The 16,959-nt window shown below is 44.6% G+C and carries 17 protein-coding genes; 7 read left to right on the top strand and 10 right to left on the bottom strand.

Translation table 11 applies throughout. The features are described from left to right. Positions 1-312: 312 nt before the first annotated feature. Both H7968_RS03255 and H7968_RS03260 read right to left on the bottom strand, forming a co-directional pair. Positions 313-996, bottom strand: coding sequence for a DUF4956 domain-containing protein (locus H7968_RS03255; RefSeq protein WP_227394802.1), 684 nt, complete (start codon positions 994-996; stop codon positions 313-315). Then, positions 993-1,760 (bottom strand): polyphosphate polymerase domain-containing protein, encoded by a 768-nt coding sequence (locus H7968_RS03260; RefSeq protein ID WP_227394803.1) that lies wholly within the window; start codon positions 1,758-1,760, stop codon positions 993-995. Before H7968_RS03260 ends, H7968_RS03255 begins: the two co-directional genes overlap by 4 nt. Before the next feature lie 203 nt (positions 1,761-1,963). Here H7968_RS03260 and H7968_RS03265 point away from each other — a divergent pair, with 203 nt between their 5' ends. Continuing rightward, positions 1,964-2,431: a glutathione peroxidase gene (locus tag H7968_RS03265; protein ID WP_227394804.1), complete on the top strand. Its 468-nt coding sequence runs from the start codon at positions 1,964-1,966 to the stop codon at positions 2,429-2,431. 461 nt (positions 2,432-2,892) lie between these two features. Here H7968_RS03265 and H7968_RS03270 read toward each other — a convergent pair whose 3' ends face one another. The 3 genes from H7968_RS03270 to H7968_RS03280 all read right to left on the bottom strand — a co-directional run bounded on the left by H7968_RS03270 (position 2,893) and on the right by H7968_RS03280 (position 5,519). After that, positions 2,893-3,741, bottom strand: coding sequence for a glycerophosphodiester phosphodiesterase (locus H7968_RS03270; RefSeq protein ID WP_227394805.1), 849 nt, complete (start codon positions 3,739-3,741; stop codon positions 2,893-2,895). A 306-nt stretch (positions 3,742-4,047) separates the two neighbouring features. Continuing rightward, positions 4,048-5,040 (bottom strand): zinc-binding dehydrogenase, encoded by a 993-nt coding sequence (locus H7968_RS03275; RefSeq protein WP_227394806.1) that lies wholly within the window; start codon positions 5,038-5,040, stop codon positions 4,048-4,050. Between the two features lie 32 nt (positions 5,041-5,072). Continuing rightward, the gene (locus H7968_RS03280; protein WP_227394807.1) at positions 5,073-5,519 is read right to left on the bottom strand and encodes an ATP-binding protein; all 447 of its coding nucleotides are present in this window, start codon (positions 5,517-5,519) and stop codon (positions 5,073-5,075) included. 205 nt (positions 5,520-5,724) lie between these two features. On the opposite strand from H7968_RS03280, the gene H7968_RS03285 reads away from it, so the two are divergent. Continuing rightward, the gene (locus tag H7968_RS03285; protein ID WP_227394808.1) at positions 5,725-6,516 is read left to right on the top strand and encodes a TIGR00266 family protein; all 792 of its coding nucleotides are present in this window, start codon (positions 5,725-5,727) and stop codon (positions 6,514-6,516) included. Between the two features lie 61 nt (positions 6,517-6,577). Here H7968_RS03285 and H7968_RS03290 read toward each other — a convergent pair whose 3' ends face one another. After that, positions 6,578-7,003, bottom strand: a complete 426-nt coding sequence (locus H7968_RS03290) for a hypothetical protein (RefSeq protein ID WP_227394809.1) — start codon at positions 7,001-7,003, stop codon at positions 6,578-6,580. Between the two features lie 108 nt (positions 7,004-7,111). On the opposite strand from H7968_RS03290, the gene H7968_RS03295 reads away from it, so the two are divergent. Next, positions 7,112-7,828 carry a 3-ketoacyl-ACP reductase gene (locus tag H7968_RS03295; RefSeq protein ID WP_227394810.1) on the top strand — a complete coding sequence of 239 codons (717 nt, stop codon included), beginning with the start codon at positions 7,112-7,114 and terminating at the stop codon, positions 7,826-7,828. Between the two features lie 48 nt (positions 7,829-7,876). Here H7968_RS03295 and H7968_RS03300 read toward each other — a convergent pair whose 3' ends face one another. From H7968_RS03300 to rlmN, 4 genes are all read right to left on the bottom strand, one after another. Then, positions 7,877-8,482 (bottom strand): SAM-dependent methyltransferase, encoded by a 606-nt coding sequence (locus H7968_RS03300; RefSeq protein WP_227394811.1) that lies wholly within the window; start codon positions 8,480-8,482, stop codon positions 7,877-7,879. Positions 8,483-8,518: 36 nt separating this feature from the next. After that, a complete protein-coding gene (locus tag H7968_RS03305) occupies positions 8,519-9,031 on the bottom strand; it encodes a hypothetical protein (protein WP_227394812.1) in 513 nt (170 codons plus the stop codon). A 1-nt stretch (position 9,032) separates the two neighbouring features. Next, on the bottom strand, positions 9,033-10,418 hold the full coding sequence (locus H7968_RS03310; RefSeq protein ID WP_227395079.1) for a GGDEF domain-containing protein: 1,386 nt from the start codon (positions 10,416-10,418) through the stop codon (positions 9,033-9,035). A 218-nt stretch (positions 10,419-10,636) separates the two neighbouring features. After that, a complete protein-coding gene (rlmN, locus tag H7968_RS03315) occupies positions 10,637-11,701 on the bottom strand; it encodes a 23S rRNA (adenine(2503)-C(2))-methyltransferase RlmN (RefSeq protein ID WP_134374369.1) in 1,065 nt (354 codons plus the stop codon). A gap of 273 nt (positions 11,702-11,974) precedes the next feature. On the opposite strand from rlmN, the gene H7968_RS03320 reads away from it, so the two are divergent. From H7968_RS03320 to H7968_RS03335, 4 genes are read left to right on the top strand one after another with little or no spacing between them, the layout of a single operon-like run. Further along, complete coding sequence (locus H7968_RS03320; protein WP_227394813.1) at positions 11,975-13,084, top strand: glycerate kinase; 1,110 nt, start codon at positions 11,975-11,977, stop codon at positions 13,082-13,084. Positions 13,085-13,097: 13 nt separating this feature from the next. Next, positions 13,098-14,453 (top strand): GntP family permease, encoded by a 1,356-nt coding sequence (locus H7968_RS03325; RefSeq protein ID WP_227394814.1) that lies wholly within the window; start codon positions 13,098-13,100, stop codon positions 14,451-14,453. An 18-nt stretch (positions 14,454-14,471) separates the two neighbouring features. Beyond that, complete coding sequence (locus H7968_RS03330) at positions 14,472-15,524, top strand: CdaR family transcriptional regulator (RefSeq protein ID WP_227394815.1); 1,053 nt, start codon at positions 14,472-14,474, stop codon at positions 15,522-15,524. A gap of 57 nt (positions 15,525-15,581) precedes the next feature. After that, the gene (locus H7968_RS03335) at positions 15,582-16,559 is read left to right on the top strand and encodes an LLM class flavin-dependent oxidoreductase (protein ID WP_227394816.1); all 978 of its coding nucleotides are present in this window, start codon (positions 15,582-15,584) and stop codon (positions 16,557-16,559) included. Positions 16,560-16,959: the final 400 nt, after the last annotated feature.

The raw sequence follows: 16,959 nt of genomic DNA on the forward strand, positions 1-16,959 counted from the left end.
TGAAGAGGGTCATACGCCCGTACATACTTTCATTTTCGAACTAGTATATCATGAAAATTGCATTCACATAAAATTCTGATAACAAATTTTCTTGCATTTTTATTTATTTTTATGAATGAAAACGCTATCATTTAAGGCTTTTTATCTCCCATGACGGCGTTACATTCATTGATTTTATAAGGTTTTTATTAAATAGGATAAGAAATTCAGAAAAAAGTAGAATTTTTTATAAAAAATCATTTTCCAGAACAAAAAACAGCTCCCCTCCACAAAGACTTCTACCTTAATGTGGAAAGGAACTGGTTGATCCTGTTATTCTGCAGCCTGCAGATAGGACAGTGAAACTTTCAAATTGGCATTTTTTTCTCTCAGCTGATCAAGCAATTCCTGATCCTTCGTTTCCTCTTTACTGCGAATGGAAAAAGTATACTGAATCATCGTTCCAAGATTCGTTGTCTCAATCTGCCTCAGCTCATAACGGTGCGTATATTTTGCAAGAATGTCATTGAACATCTCTTCATGATTCAGGTTTTCAGGAACGGTTACTTTGAGAATCTGAGTATCCTTCCCTTTACCGTAATCAAATTTATATAAAAGATAGAAAATAATACTCGCAAATACCGTCAGCATAAGGGCTAGTCCGATCTGGTATAGGCCGCACGTCATCCCGACGCAGAGCCCAAAAAAGATGTACGCAATATCCTTCGCGTTTGTCACAGCACTTCTGAAACGAATCAAAGAAAATACCGCAAACAGTCCAAACGCAACACCTGCATTCCCACTTACCACATTCATCACAACAGAAACGACCACACTCATCATGATGATCGTATGCACAAACGCCTGTGAATAACGCTCTCCCGTGAACGTAATCTGATATACCTGCGTTATGACAAAGCTTAACGCTGCAGCTGATGCCATTGCACCAAATGTCATCCAGAAGGAAGCATTGTCTGCCGGTCCAAATGTAAATAGCTGATTAATCTGATCCATCATGATGAAACCCCTCCAATTTGTGTCGTTTCTCTCGTCCAATACCCCGGAATCCGGTCTCCTTTTAACAGCTCAAGGCTCGTACAGAATTTTGAAGCGCTGCGCTGTTCACACTCAAGCTCCTGTAATAGTCTCGTCAGCCAAAGAGGCACACTGTGCGTGACCTTCACTTCGAGCACGACGAGGTCAGAATCGATAAAGTGAGCACCGTGAGGACCATGTTCAATTCGCAAATCATCATTCCTGCAGCGCAGATTCAAATCAAATGTCACCCGGAGGTCCGCATCCCACGTACAGTGAAAAGCATGCCGGTCGTAACTTACAACCATTTCCGGACGCAGCCTGTAAAGCTTCTTAAAATGGTCAATCTCCTTAAAAACCTGCCAGTTCGACGTTTGAACGTCGCTTAATGATTGGAGACTTCTTCTCTCCAGATACCGGTAAGCATCTTTTAGCGGCAGTACCATCCTCCGTTTATTCACCACATTATTGTGCTTTTGCTTCACTTCAAAAAACGATGTTCCATCAATATCCGTATCATCGTAAATACGCAGACGCAGCTTCTGTCTGAAACGGAGTTTATTTTTTGTCTCAAAATATATCCGCTGCTCAGGCGTATCAAAATAAAGACTTGTCACAGTATAACGCCCATCAATCCCATTTTTGTCTGCCCTCATATATGGCGACATTTTTTCCACTAAAGATAAGTACTGCTGCTTTGTAATTAAGTATTTTTGCTCACGCCTGCTGAAGATCTCAATGGACATACTCTTCTCCTCCTTCTCTCCGGAACCCCATCCGAAATCGATCTGATCGCTTTTAGCGATTAAACACATCATAATTGACTAATCTGAAAGCTTCCTGAGAGAATTATTAGAAAAGGATGAGAATTCCTTTATCGAATCAAAGCACTTAAAAAGCGATCTGCGCTGAAACATGGTACGATAAAAAGAAAACGGAGGGACTACATATGAATACGGTATATGATTTCGCAGTACGAAAAACAAATGGAGACCTGATTTCCCTGGACGCCTACGCGGGAAAACCTCTGCTGATTGTCAACACAGCAAGCAAATGCGGATATACACCGCAATTTAAAGGACTTCAGGAGTTGCACCAAAAATATTCCGCTGAAGGACTAACTGTGCTCGGTTTCCCATGCAGCCAGTTTGCCAATCAGGAATTCGAGGATATTCAGGAAACAACTGAATTCTGTGAAGTAAACTATGGGGTAACCTTCCCGCTCATGGCAAAAGTGGACGTGAATGGGGAACATGCCGAACCACTGTTCAACTTCCTGAAGGATGAAAAAGGCGGGGAAATCAAATGGAATTTCACAAAATTCCTGATCAACCGCGACGGACACGTTGAAGCGCGATATGAACCTGCGGTTGAGCCGGCGGAGATCGGCGGAGATATTGAGAAAGTACTTGGGTAAATGAAAACAGCTGAGAGCGTGCTCTCAGCTGTTTTTGTTTTGGGTAGAGATTGGGTTTTTGTATTGAATTAACGTTTACAAGTCAGTCCGCGGACCATACATGCGGGGGATGCGGAGGTAGCTGGCTACTAAGTTCCCGCGCGAGTTATAGTCCAAATGTCACTGAACTCACGAACTTTCGTACAAGCTCACGAACTCCGATCCTAAACTCACAAACTCTCCTCGCAAACTCACGAATTCCATCTCTAACCTGACAAACTCCATGCCTAACCTCACATCCAGTCCGCGGACCATACATGCGAGGTAGCCGGCTACTAAGTTCCCGCGCGAGATAGTCCATATGTCACTGAACTTACGAACTTTCGTGCAAGCTCACGAACTCTTCTCCTAAACTCACAAATTCACCTCCCAACCTCACGAATTCCACCTTTAACCTCACAAACTCCACGCCTAACCTCACATTACTCCTCCGCTACCTGAATCTCAGGCTCGAACGGCCATCTTGAAAAATCTGTAATAATACCATCCACTTCATAAAACACAGCTTTTTGAATCAGTCTCTTATCCTTTTTCGACCAGACAAGCACTTTTCCGTCACGTTCATGCACTTCATTGACCGTGCGGCGTGAGACAAATGAAATATTGAAATTTATATAGTCAGCAAATGACGTCAGTTCATCCAGTTTCCCAGGTGATATTGGGACAAATGAGGCTTTCATGAGGACAGCAATCTGTAGATCCGGGTCCAGTTCATGGATACGTTTCATCGTGTCAATATCGAAGGATTGGACGATGATGCTTTCTGTAGAGGGATATTGGGAGAGGAGTTCCACAACCTTCTCATCAATGCCTGGATAAAGCGAGGGATGTTTGATCTCAATCACCAGACCGATTTTTCCATAAAAGGCTTCCAATAGTTCATCCAGCGTCATGACAGGCTCTCCAAAAAAGTCAGGGTGAAAATGTGAGCCTGCTTCTAGCTCTTTAATCTGTTCGAGCGTCAAGTCTCTGATTAAGCCGCTGCCGTTGGTTGTTCGATCAACGGATTCATCATGCATAATGATCAGTTCACCGTCTTTTGACATGTGAACATCCGCTTCCAGAAAATCCGCTCCAAACTCCAGGCCTTTTTGGAAAGCAGCCATGGTATTTTCAGGTGCATAACTGGCCGCTCCTCTGTGAGCTACTGCCACCATGCCATCCAGATCAATATCGACAGCAGGCTGATGTTGGTAACCTGCTGTAAACATTAAACCTAAAGTCAAAAGCCACGCTAATAAAAATCGCCTTCGTTTCCAATGAGGTTTCATCTATCATCACCGTCCACCCTTTCTATTATTCAGAATTTTCTTTCTATATAGTATTCTACCACAATCCAGGATGGTACTGGGGGTATATTGCCTGTGAAAGGTAGAATGGGTTGAGCGCGGGAAGGTAAGACAATGTTCACAATTCTGCGAAAGGAGCGGGATATCTTACGAACCGTGCATAAAATTCTATGAAACACTTTGCACATTTTGTGAAAGGATCCCAAAATCCTGCGAAACACCCGCAAAATTTTACGAACCACCCCCTCCACATAAAAAAGAACCCGGCACCCAGGCCGGATTCTCATCTTATTCAATCGTAAATGCAATTTTCCCAAGCTGCTCCGCTTTATCAATGCGCTCAAATGCGGCTTTGAACTCATTTAGCGAATACACTTGATCCATAACCGGCTTGATGCCGTGCTCCTCAATAAACGCAATCATCTGGTCCAGTTCTTCTGCGCTTCCCATAGTTGAGCCTAACAGATTTTGCTGACCGTAGAACAGCTCGCGCAGGTTGATGGTGACTTCATCCCCTGCTGATGCACCAAATGTCACGATAGTCCCACCTTTTTTCAGCTGTTTAAGTGACTTGTTGAAGGTTGCAGCTCCGACGCATTCAATGACCAGATCCATTTTCAGGCCACCAAGCTCCCCATCCCAGTCAGATCCGCTGTCGAGTGTATGATCTGCTCCAAGCTCAAGTGCTTTTTGGCGCTTTTCCTGAGAACGTGACGTGACATACACGGTTGCCCCGGCAGCTTTAGCGAATTGCAGAAGGAAAGTTGCGACACCGCTTCCGATTCCGGGAATCAGTACATTCATGCCCTCCTTCAGTTGTCCTCTCGTAAACAGGGCGCGATAGGCTGTTAAACCGGCCAATGCAAGAACGCCTGCTTCCTCCCAGGATAAATGAGCAGGTTTTTTTACTGCATTTTCAGCCGGGACGACGATGGATTCTGCAAAAGTTCCGTGGAATGGCAAACCAACAATTTCAAAACCCTCAGGAGGTGCAGCGCTGTTATCTTTCCAGCCAAGACCCGGATTAATGATGACTTCATCCCCTGTCTGCACATCTGTTACGCCTTCTCCGACCTCTTCTATGACGCCCGCTCCATCGGATCCGACTACAAGTGGCGGGTCGGATGGGCTATGGCGATGTAGGACAAATAAGTCGCGGTGATTCAGTCCTGCTGTTTTCAGTTTCACGCGCACCTCTCCTGCTTTTAGTGGTGGCGCTTCAAGTTCACCGTATGTAAGTCCTTCCATTCCTGCTTTTCCTTCGTGATAGACAGCTTTCATGCTCATTCCCCTTTCATCTGTTTTAAAAAAGCTTACAGGTCTTCTGCTTCAATCGTCAAACATTCCTTCCCCCGCCGGATGACTGACTTACCATTTGAGAACTGGTAAGGACCTCCTTTTCCATCAACGGTCATCACGAGCAGCTGACCCGTCCCATGATTCAGTTCAATTAAATCAAACTCAGGCTCAAGCGGCGGCACCGTTTCTTCTCTAACGCGGGTGGCGAAGCTTTCCACATCCAGGTTTTCAGGTACTCCCAATATGGTTTTACCATGCCCCCTGACACGATCCGCTATACCAAACACAACGCTTCCTCCGCCTCCGTTTGCCATGCAGATCGCATATTCCACCATTTTTCGGATATTGTCTTCAGTCTTCTGCCCCCACTGCTTAAAGTCCAGATCCTGACCTTCAAAATCATCCGCTATATGTGTATCAAGCCGTCCAATCATCTGCATAATCTGGTGAATTGATTTCATTCTGACCACCCTCGACTGATTATAAATATTAGATTTTAGAAACAAAAAATTAAATTGACAACTTATACAACCACGGTTGGGTTAAGAAAATGTCCCACTGTTTAAATATTGAGTACTGCTTTTAATCAGTGTAGCAGAAAATTCTGTCAGTTTCTTCTGCCAAATAAGGTATCATAGTAAAAAAGGGTAAAGGAGTGAAAGTGGGATGAATAATCATGAGATTGATTACAAGCTGTATGGGGATGATATGCAATTTGTTGAGGTGGAACTTGATCCGAATGAAACCGTCATTGCTGAAGCCGGGAGCTTAATGATGATGGACGATGGGATTACGATGGAAACGATTTTTGGTGATGGATCCAATTTCGGTGGTGGCGGCCTGATGGGCAAGCTGATTGGAGCCGGTAAACGCGTACTGACCGGCGAAAGCCTCTTTATGACCGCTTTTACAAACGAAGGAATGGGGAAAAAGCACGTCAGCTTTGCTTCTCCTTACCCGGGGAAAATTGTGCCGATGGATTTAAGTGAAATCAACGGCAAGCTGATTTGTCAAAAGGATGCCTTCTTGGCAGCAGCAAAGGGCGTTTCAGTTGGTGTTGAATTTCAGAGAAGAATTGGCACCGGCTTTTTCGGAGGCGAAGGCTTCATTATGCAAAAGCTTGAAGGAGACGGTATGACTTTTATTCATGCAGGTGGAACCATTCACAAAAAAGTGCTGGCTCCGGGAGAACGCGTCCGCCTGGATACCGGGTGTCTTGTTGCCATGACCGGGGATGTGGATTATAGCATTGAGATGGTTAAAGGCGTAAAGACTGCACTGTTTGGAGGGGAAGGTATATTTCTTGCCACACTTCAGGGACCGGGCACCGTATGGGTACAATCCCTGCCATTCAGCCGCCTGGCAAGCCGCGTATTCTCTGCAATGCCGCATAATGGCGGTTCAAAGGGTGAAGGCAGTGCTGCGGGTGGATTGTTTGATATTCTTGGCGGGAAGTAATCGCCTAGCCTGAAAATGCTACAAATTAAACATAATAATAACCGGAGCTGGTCGGCTCCGGTTATTCTCCGTAAATCTCTTTATACATCAACACTTTCAAGGCCTTTAATTCTTCTTCAGAAAGATTCTCCTCAAGCTTTTGAATCACTTCCTGCTCTGACAGGTTTCCCGATTGAGCATTCTCCTGAATGCTGCGCATCTCAGAAATACCTACCTTCTGGATCAGCACTCTCGTTGCCTCAGCACGGGTCGTGAAAGCAAGCTCATCATTTTGTGCCGCTTTCGCTTCTTCAACATACGTTGATAAAACCGGATCTGCTTCGATGTACTCACGCACCTGACTCATTTCACCTGAGACTTCCATGTCTGCTGTAACGGACTCTACGACCTGATCTGCCGCCATTTCTGTTCCGAAGTAATAGATCGCGTAGCCGCCTGCGCCTAAAAAGACCGTCAGCAGCAATAAACCGGTTAAAAACTTTTTCATCTTTTCACCTCACACAGCCATTATACAAAATCAGGATATCATATGCGATGTTTTCGATGGTCCGTCAGCGTGAATACATACGGTAGATAAAAAGAAAGGATGATGTTTGTGCAGTCTTTACAAGGTAAAAAGGTGCTGATCACCGGTGGCAGCAGAGGAATTGGAAAAGCGACGGCGCTCGCACTTGCTAAAGAAGGGGCAGAACTCGGCATTATTTCGCGCTCAGAAAGCAGCCTTGAAGCCATTAGAAAAGACCTCAATGAAATAGGCGCAACTGTGGTAACAGCTGCAGCGGATGTCAGCCAGGAGCAGGATATCACACGGGCTGTCAAAGAAGTGGAAGATAAGCTTGGTCAGATTGACGTGTTAATTAATAATGCCGGGGTCGGAGCTTACGGGAACTTCCTGGACTTAACAAATGAAGATTGGAATAAAGTGCTTCAGACAAATGTAATGGGAATCGTGTACACAACAAAAGCTCTTTTACCCGGCATGATTGATAGAAACAAAGGGGATATTATCAATATTTCCTCTATGTCAGGTCTCAAAGGCACAAAAGGATCAAGTGCTTACAGCGCTTCTAAATTTGCCGTCAATGGACTAACAGAATCACTGATGCAGGAAGTAAGGCCTCACAACATACGTGTATTTGCAATAAATCCAAGCCTCGTCGAAACAGACCTGACAAGAGGCGAAGACGGGGAACGAAACCCCGAAAAGTACACGCAGGCAGAGGATCTTGCGGAGTATATCACAAGTCTGCTCAAGCTTGAACAGCGCACGTTCATTAAAACATCACAGGTTTGGGCAACTAATCCGTTTTAATCCGGTCAAATATAAAGGCGAAGGGATCTAATAAAGAGTCCTTCGCCTTTAATCACTTATGGGGTGATAATCGTAAATCATAAACCGTTCGTGCTCATTTTGCTCTGAAAGAATGGGTATTTTGAGTTCCTTCTTAAGCTGAAATGGCGTCTGATCCCCGAGGAAATCCAGGTATTCCATCGTTGGGTAGTACAAAATGATGCTCACTTTTCGCGGTGACTGACTGACAGATGCCATAATCCGGCTCACAACCGAAGAAAAAAGCTGGACCGAGAAAGGGTTAAAGAAATAAAACAGGGACTGATCATTTCTCACTTCATAATCCTCTGCCAACCCGCGCTCAAACTGAATACTTCCTCTACGTTTTCCAAATTTCCGAAGATAAGAAGCCTGATTCTCAAGCGCCATCTGATACAGTCTCGGGTTAAGTTCTATGCCCGTCACGTTGACACCGAATCGATGGTGAAGGTAAAACGAAACCCTCCCTTTCCCGCAGCCGTAATCAACGATGCCTGCTGCATCATGCAGGTCCATTTCCTCAGCAAGTGCTTCAAGCGCTTCATAAGGAGTCGCTTCATAACGGTTGTGATGCGATGAGGAACTGACAAGCTCCAGAAGATCACCTGTTTTGATTCTGAGTTTGTAGTCATTCATGCTGTGGGCCTCCTCTGTATCCTGCATCTCACCTTATTATAAATCGTGCACATGTTCCGCAGCAGCTTCAAATTGAAGTCTTCTGAACACTTCCCGCTGAATTTCTTTTTTTGTTGACGGATGACTGGCAATGTAAGAGCTGATGATTAAATACCGGTCTGCATCAAGCAGTCCTCCTCCTTCCAGACGATCAAGTGACGGCAGTCTGAATCCCTTAATCGGTAAATAAGCAAGAACATAAGGCGCAAACGCTTCATGTTCCACCATCACTTTCACCCCTTTAAAACGGGGGAAGAAGAGGGAATGATAATCAAGCTTCAGTTTTACCTGATCCATTCCGGCTTCCTTAAGCTGAGGCAGATGACTCGGAAGGGCTGTAAAAAAAACCATTTGCTCATAAGAATACGTCAAACTCGGTAAATCCAATCCTAACTTCTTTGCTTCTCTGCCAGCTTTTACTTTCAAAGAGTATAAATAAAGCGGCCGGGTAGTAAAAAGAAAGAAAAATACAAATAAAATAATTTGAACTAACAAGGAAAAGGAATTCATCTCAAGCCTCCTGCCATACTGCTACACAGTTTTTACCTGAATTTTTCGCCTGATATAAAGCCTGATCTGCGAGTTCCACGATCTCCATCGGGTCAACTGTTCCATCTGAACGGGCTACGCCAATGCTGACAGTCAGACATCCCCCAGGCTGATTTTCGCCGCATGGAAAAATCTCTTTTTCCACATTGCTTCTCAAACGTTCAGCTGCGGCTATTGCCTTTTGTTCATTCGCTGTCGGCAGAATAATGACAAATTCCTCTCCGCCGAAACGAAAAGCAAGATCATTGGAACGAATGGTTGACCGGATGAGGTCTGCGAGTTGAACGAGCACATCATTCCCCAGCATATGGCCATTTGTATCGTTGTAATGTTTAAAGTGGTCGATATCCAATAGAACAATTGAACATGGGCGATGAGCGAAATCCACGTCAAGTGCCTGCTGAAATGCACGCTGGTTCAGGAGGTTCGTCAAACCATCCTTCAGAGCCATCTGTTCAATATTTTCATACCTCGATGCCTGTTGCAGGGCAATGGCGGCCTGCGTAGCCAGAGGTGTAATGATATCTATATCGTTCATGGTTAACGGCTTTTTATTAACGAGATTGTCTACTAAAACAAGACCTGATTTCACTCGCTGATTTATCAGTGGAATCGCCGCAAATTCTTCTACGTTCAGCTCTGCACTTAATAGAGCCATAACCGGATCATTAAAATTAATTTTATGTATGAGTTCTGGTTGTCCTGATTTTATTACCCTTGATAACACATTATCCTGATCCAGTGGCAGATCCAGCGTTTGAACATAATCATTCAGTTGACGGTCTGATGCCTTATCTTCCACTGTCTGTTCAATTAAGTCGGTGAATTCAAAGCGCTTTTCCGTCATATCCTGCCAAATATCGTATCCTTCTTCTGCGGTAATTGGACCGGTTCCCATAATTCCTTTGAGCCTTTTTCCATCTTCACTCAACAAAAAGATCATGGCGCGGTTATAGCCGAGTCCATGTCCCGCTGTCATAGACGTAATGATCGTCTCAAGCAGCCGTTTGACCTCGAAGGTCTGCTGCATAGCCTGACTGACTTCCTTTGTGACATTTAACTGCTTTGAATTAACAGTCAGCATATCCAGCCACTGATCACGCTGCAGTCTAAGCCTCCTGACATACAATCTGATTGAATAAATACCTAAGCCAAATAAAAGATAGCTTGAGTATAAAACAGGATTAAAATCATTTGTCATCGTCCACAGGACCATTGAGCACAAAACAACACTCATCCATGCACCCGTCAAATGAAAACTGACAACAGAGGCTGCAATGATTAACATCATCAACCATGAAGTGGATGGCTCATTCATCAGAATCCGATCCATCACAGCAATCCACACCGTTGACAAGATAAATAACCACCTGTTCATGTACCCGCTTACATAAAAACGAACAACGTTTAATACCACTGCTGTAAGTACCACCGAGACTGATAATAGCAACAACTCCACTTCCACACCCCCATATAGGTATAATGTCACAATTATATTATACAGCACTTTAGAATCACTTTACAAACAAAAAGAAAAAACTGGAGAAAACGCTCCAGTTTTTGTCTTTACACAGCTGATTTTTTGATTTGTTTGCTTCGCAGCTGACCGCAGGCTGCATCAATATCTGTCCCGTGTTCCTGACGCACAACACAGTTGATACCGCCTTTTTTCAGCGTATCGTAAAACTTCATAATATCATCCTGCGTACTGCGCTCATACTGAATGTGCTCATCAACCGGGTTGTAAGGAATCAGGTTGACGTAGGCAAGATGACGCTTGTTGTACAGCATTTTTGCAAGCTGCTGCGCTTCTTCCACGTGATCATTCACATCTTTTAGAAGGATGTATTCAAACGTGATACGGCGATTTGTTTTCTCAAGGTAATAATCAATCGCCTTCATAAGCGGTTCAATCGGGTACGCACGGTTGATCTTCATAATGCGTGTACGAAGCTCATCATTTGGCGCGTGAAGAGAAAGCGCAAGGTTCACCTGCAGATCTTCATCAGCGAAGTCGTAAATACGGTTTGCAAGACCACTTGTTGAAACCGTAATGTGACGTGCTCCGATACCGAGACCTTTTGCTGAGTTCACAACACGTAGGAAGCTCATCAGGTTGTCATAGTTATCGAACGGTTCTCCGATTCCCATCACAACGATATGACTGACGCGGTCTCCCTCGCCTTTTTCATCCATATACTTCTGAACGCGCATGATCTGCTCAACGATTTCTCCGCTGTCAAGGTCACGGCTCTTCTTCAGCAAACCACTTGCGCAGAACGTACAGCCGATGTTACAGCCGACCTGTGTCGTGACACAGACAGACTGACCGTATTTCTGACGCATAAGGACCGTTTCAATCAGGTTACCGTCCTGCAGCTTAAACAGAAACTTAACGGTTCCGTCTTTAGAGTCCTGACGAATCTGCAGATCCAGCGTTTCGATCACAAAGTTTTCTGCGAGAATGTCGCGGCACTCCTTATTAATGTTCTTCATATCATCAAAGCTTGTGACTCTCTTTCGATAAAGCCAGTCCCAAATCTGTTCTGCACGAAACTTCTTTTGACCATGTTCCAAAAGCCAGGCAACAAGTTGCTCCAACGTTAATCCATAAATGGAAGTTTTCATGATTACCCTCATTTCAAAAATGACATTCATCCTTCATTGTACGAGAGGTTGGAGGGTAAATGCAAGGGAAGAATCCCTTTTAGATAATAAATTTCTTAATTTGTCAAGCGAAATCCCGCCACGCCAGACTAAATCATCATTAATTGGAATATATTTCTTTTCTATATATACAATTTGTTCAATTAAACACTCATGTTTTCTGAAAATTTGACCATTTTGATTATTCATCTCTTTTGTTTAAGACTATAAAATAGCCTTTATGAAGGAGGGATATCGTTGAAGATTGTCATTGCACCTGATTCGTTCAAAGGAAGTTTGACGGCTATCGAAGCAGCAAGAGCGGTACAGGAAGGTTTTTCAACCATATTTGAAAGCGCTTCCTTTTCTCTAATTCCCATGTCGGATGGTGGAGAGGGAACACTCTCTTCTTTTAAATATGTGCTGGATCGTCCATTAACTACAATCCGCGTGAAAAATGCATACGGCTATCAAAAAGAGGCTGCCCTCCTGATTAATGATGAGGATGCTTTCATCGAATCTGCGTCCGCAGTCGGTATCACTGATTTTACGGCAGATCAATTAAATCCGCTTTATTCAACAAGCTATGGCGTCGGAGAATTAATCAAAGCTGCGCTGGATGCAGGCTGCTCCAGGATCACAATCGGGCTTGGAGGCAGCGCAGTAAATGATGGAGGCGCAGGTATGCTCGAAGCCTTAGGCGCAACCTTTAAAGTAGATGGACATTTTCACGGACCCGTTCGTCTGAAGGATCTTCCATTGCTCCAGGCTGTTGAATTAGCAACGCTTGACAACCGGATCGCAAGTACGGAGATCGTGATTGCGTCCGATGTTAATAATCCTCTAACGGGAAGTCAAGGGGCAACAGCTGTGTTCGGACCTCAAAAGGGTGTATCTTCTGAGGATATTCAGGTGATTGATACATGGATGCAGCATTATGCCTCTTTGGTTTCCAGAGACCGTATCCATACTCCAGGAAGCGGAGCAGCAGGCGGCCTTGGATTTGCACTTCTATCGATCGGGGCAAAGTTTGAACAGGGAGCAAAAGTAATTGGTCAGGCCCTGAATCTGCCTGAAGCCATTAAACAGGCTGACCTGGTGATCACCGGAGAAGGAAAAAGTGATAATCAGACCCTTTATGGCAAGGTTCCTCATTATGTGGCAGAGCTTGCAGCAGCTGCAAAGAAGCCAGTCATTCTTATTTCCGGAGGGCTCGACCCTGACGCTGAAAAACTGACTGAATGTTTTACTGCCAGTTTTTCGATCACGCATTCTCCATCCACGCTCGATTATGCAATAGAGCATGCATTCGAATTAACTGTTAAACGCTCAAGAGAAATTGCTAAACTAATTAATTTGAGATTGTAAGGAGGAGCTATTTATGCTGGAAGGTCCATTATTAATTGCTGTACTCATTTTATCCGTTCTGTTTATTATTTTTGCCACAGCAAAGCTTAAGCTTCATCCATTTTTAGCCCTGATGTTCGCTTCATTTATTGCAGGGTTCTTATCTCTTATGCCATTTGAATTGATTGTTGAATCAATCAACGGAGGATTTGGCAGCCTGATGGGCGGGATCGGGATTGTCATCGTTGCGGGGACCATCATTGGGACTGTTCTTGAAAAATCCGGTGCCGCACTGAAAATGGCTGAGGTGATTATACGCAGAATCGGGGAAAAGCGGCCTCAGCTTGCTATGTCACTGGTCGGCGCCATTGTCAGTATCCCTGTTTTTTGTGATTCAGGCTATGTCATCTTATCCAGCCTGAAAAAAGCCATGGCACGCCGGGCAAATGTAGCGCTCGCATCAATGGCTGTCGCGCTTTCAACTGGTCTCTTTGCAACCCATACCCTTGTTCCACCGACACCGGGACCGATTGCAGCAGCAGGAAACCTTGGGGCTGAAGGATTCTTAGGCACCATTATTTTATTTGGGGTTATCGTTTCCATTCCAACAATTGCGGTAGGCTATCTCTGGGCAACCCGTGTGGCCGTCAACATTAAAATTGAGGGTGAGGAACATAACCTTTCCTATGATGATGTCTTAAAGGAATTCGGCGATCTTCCCCCTGCCTGGAAGGCATTCGCTCCTCTGCTTGTACCAATTATCTTAATTGCTATCTCTTCTGTTCTGAGCATTTTGCAGTATGATGGCTTCGGCAGCTCATTTGCGGCATTCCTTGGTTCACCAATGGTTGCATTATTTGTAGGTGTTTTATTCAGCTTTTTACTTATGCCAAAGTTTGATGAAACAACGCTAAATGACTGGATTGGAGAAGGCTTAAAAACAGCAGCACCGATCCTGCTGATTACAGCAGCAGGGGGTGCGTTCGGACGTGTTTTAACGAATACACCACTGTCTGACTTTATTGAAGGATTCGTGACAGACAGTGCTTTCAGCGGTGCATTTGTCTTAATTTTGCCTTTCCTGATTGCAGCTGCATTAAAAACTGCACAAGGATCATCAACAGCAGCGCTCGTCGTTACCTCAGCACTTATTGCACCGCTCCTCCCTTCCCTGGGAATTGAAACATCTGTCCAGCTTGCTCTGACGGTTATGGCGATTGGTGCCGGAGCGATGACGGTTTCTCATGTGAATGACAGTTATTTCTGGGTTGTTGCGCAGTTTAGTGGAATGAAGGTTACTGACGCTTACAAAGCACAAACCATGGCTACACTGTTGCAGGGTTTGACAGCGTTTACAATGACGTTTATCCTTTACTTGATATTCGGATAAGTAAAGGATGCGGTGGGAATGCTTTACACGAAAGAAATCGCTCAAAAAATTGTTTCAGATACAATGAAGGTTATTCCCTACAATATTAATATTTTCGATCACAATGGCCGCATTCTTGCCAGCGGTGATCCTAAGCGCCTTGATCAGTTGCATCAAGGCGCTCTTCTCGTGCTTCATGAAAATAAAACAATTGAAATTACTGATCAAACCATGCCGGGGACTCTAAAAGGAATTAATATGCCCCTTGTTGTAAACGGTGAGTGTATTGGCGTGATTGGCATCACAGGGGAAGTGGCAGAGGTTCGCCCATTTGCCTCCATGGTTAAGTCTCACATAGAGCTGCTTATTCAACAGCAGGCTCTGCAGACTGAGCTTGAGAGACAAAAACGGATACTTGATTACTTTTTTATTGATCTCTTTAGCGGCAGAATGACGGAAAGTGAAGCTGCTGATAAAGCCAGACTCCTGTCTATTCCAGTTGATCAGGAAACTTTTCTAATCGTTTTCAGGTGCTCTCAGGCAAGTGAATTTCCCAAAGTGCGTCAGGCTCTTGATCATTCTCCTTTTTGCCTGTTAACTGCGCAAATCCGTTCAGAAGAGGGTATTGCGCTTGTTACCCGCACTGAGCCTTTTATTGCAATGGCTAAAGATATGAACTGTCCCTTCTCCACAACACTGGAGAAGGCTTCCCTTCATGATTATCGTACCCATTATTCCATTGCAAGAAAGCTTCTGGATCACAGAGTCGATGCAGCGAACCTGTTCTGCACCCCGAAGGATCTGACACTGCAAACACTGTTACGCCAGGCTGAGCCTGATATGCTTCAGCTGTTCACCGAGAATACGGCAAAAACATTAAGGGACTACCCTGATCTGATTGAGACATTTATGGCGTATATTCATCATGACTTTATCATTTCAAAGACCGCACATACCCTTCAGATTCAGCGGGCAACCGTGATGGCACGCCTGCAGAAGATTGATTCCATGACAGGACTCAACTCAAAAAATGCACTCGACTGTTTCAGATTGTATAGTGCCCTGATACTTCTGAATGAGCACAATAACTGAATTGACCAGCACATCATGCCATAATAAAAGGAGCAAAACATCAGGAGGCAGATGTGTATGAAGCTTGGAATACTGGATCAGGTTCCGATGCCGAACGGATCCGATCCATCACAGGTTCTAAAGCAAACAGTTGAGCTCGCACAGTTTGCTGAAAAGCTTGGTTACGAGAGATACTGGTTAGCTGAACATCATAATACAAACGGTTTGCTGAGTGCCGCTCCTGAGATTTTAATGACCAGGATTGCATCCGCAACTGACCATATTAGAGTGGGTTCTGGCGGTATTCTGCTCCCTCAGTACAGCCCGCTTAAAGTAGCTGAAACCTTTAAAACAATGGAGTCATTATTTCCCGGCCGTGTGGACCTGGGCGTAGGCCGTTCTCCCGGCGGAACAGAGCGGACGAGGGCAGCCTTAACGGATGGACGGGAAAGCATGCTGAGTGAGTTTCCGAGACATTTGGATGAGCTGAATGGCTTTATGAGAAATGAGCTTCCGAAAAATCACCCTTATCGAATGGTTAAAGTGACTCCCCGCGGTGGCGAGTCCCCTCCCATCTGGCTGCTCGGCCTTTCACCACGCAGTGGACGGTTGGCTGCGGAACGCGGAATCGGCTTAACATTTGGCCATTTCATTAACCCCGATAAATGGGAATCCACTCTCCGCACATACCGGGAAAACTTTAAACCAGGTGTGTTACCGGAGCCCGCTGTGACAGTGTGCGTTTTTGTCGTGTGTGCAGAGACGCAGGAAGAAGCTGAGAAGCTGGCACTGAGTCAGGATCGATGGCTGTTAAGTATTGAAAAAGGAGACTCTCAGCTACATGATCCCGATTCAATTAAACTTCCTTCCGATCAACTGGATCAAATCAGGCACAACCGCCGTCGGACACTCATTGGAACACCGGAGAAAATCCGAGATGGTCTGATGGAGCTGAGCCGAAGGTATGAAACGGATGATTTCCTATTGATTACGAACATTTACTCACATGAGGCGAAAAAGCGTTCATACGAGCTGATTGCAGAGGCATTTCGATGAAGAAACAGGGCACTTGGTGTCCTGTTTTTGTTTTGAAGGTTGCTACATTTAAGATTTTATAAGTAATCAATTAGTAGTTGGAGCCTTTGGGAATGTGCAGGACTAAACTGCAAATCCGGCTTGTCTGAATAATTCCATCATTGTCGTGACTATTTCAATCGTGTGAGAATTTTATTCCCTCTTTTAAAAAACCATTTCCTTCTTTCTGGAAATTAATTCATTCACTTGGTCATCCGCCAAACATATTTCCATCAATTGATCCTCATAATTCCTTCACTGCAGCTCTGAATTCATTCACTTTCATAGATAATTCCTTCATTCCCCCTCCACAATATTAACCACCCGCTCAACACATCAAAAAACCACGCCAAAGCATCTGCTTCAGCGTGGTTTTTCATAA

The sequence above is a fragment of the Jeotgalibacillus aurantiacus genome, from assembly GCF_020595125.1.
Taxonomy (GTDB): Bacteria; Bacillota; Bacilli; order Bacillales; family Jeotgalibacillaceae; genus Jeotgalibacillus; species Jeotgalibacillus aurantiacus.

Excerpts from the sequence above, each read along its gene's own strand:
- H7968_RS03255 (WP_227394802.1), bottom strand. The coding sequence starts at position 996 with ATGATGGATCAGATTAATCAGCTATTTACATTTGGACCGGCAGACAAT.
- H7968_RS03260 (WP_227394803.1), bottom strand. The coding sequence starts at position 1,760 with ATGTCCATTGAGATCTTCAGCAGGCGTGAGCAAAAATACTTAATTACA.
- H7968_RS03265 (WP_227394804.1), top strand. The coding sequence starts at position 1,964 with ATGAATACGGTATATGATTTCGCAGTACGAAAAACAAATGGAGACCTG.
- H7968_RS03270 (WP_227394805.1), bottom strand. The coding sequence starts at position 3,741 with ATGAAACCTCATTGGAAACGAAGGCGATTTTTATTAGCGTGGCTTTTG.
- H7968_RS03275 (WP_227394806.1), bottom strand. The coding sequence starts at position 5,040 with ATGAAAGCTGTCTATCACGAAGGAAAAGCAGGAATGGAAGGACTTACA.
- H7968_RS03280 (WP_227394807.1), bottom strand. The coding sequence starts at position 5,519 with ATGAAATCAATTCACCAGATTATGCAGATGATTGGACGGCTTGATACA.
- H7968_RS03285 (WP_227394808.1), top strand. The coding sequence starts at position 5,725 with ATGAATAATCATGAGATTGATTACAAGCTGTATGGGGATGATATGCAA.
- H7968_RS03290 (WP_227394809.1), bottom strand. The coding sequence starts at position 7,003 with ATGAAAAAGTTTTTAACCGGTTTATTGCTGCTGACGGTCTTTTTAGGC.
- H7968_RS03300 (WP_227394811.1), bottom strand. The coding sequence starts at position 8,482 with ATGAATGACTACAAACTCAGAATCAAAACAGGTGATCTTCTGGAGCTT.
- H7968_RS03305 (WP_227394812.1), bottom strand. The coding sequence starts at position 9,031 with ATGAATTCCTTTTCCTTGTTAGTTCAAATTATTTTATTTGTATTTTTC.
- H7968_RS03325 (WP_227394814.1), top strand. The coding sequence starts at position 13,098 with ATGCTGGAAGGTCCATTATTAATTGCTGTACTCATTTTATCCGTTCTG.
- H7968_RS03330 (WP_227394815.1), top strand. The coding sequence starts at position 14,472 with ATGCTTTACACGAAAGAAATCGCTCAAAAAATTGTTTCAGATACAATG.
- H7968_RS03335 (WP_227394816.1), top strand. The coding sequence starts at position 15,582 with ATGAAGCTTGGAATACTGGATCAGGTTCCGATGCCGAACGGATCCGAT.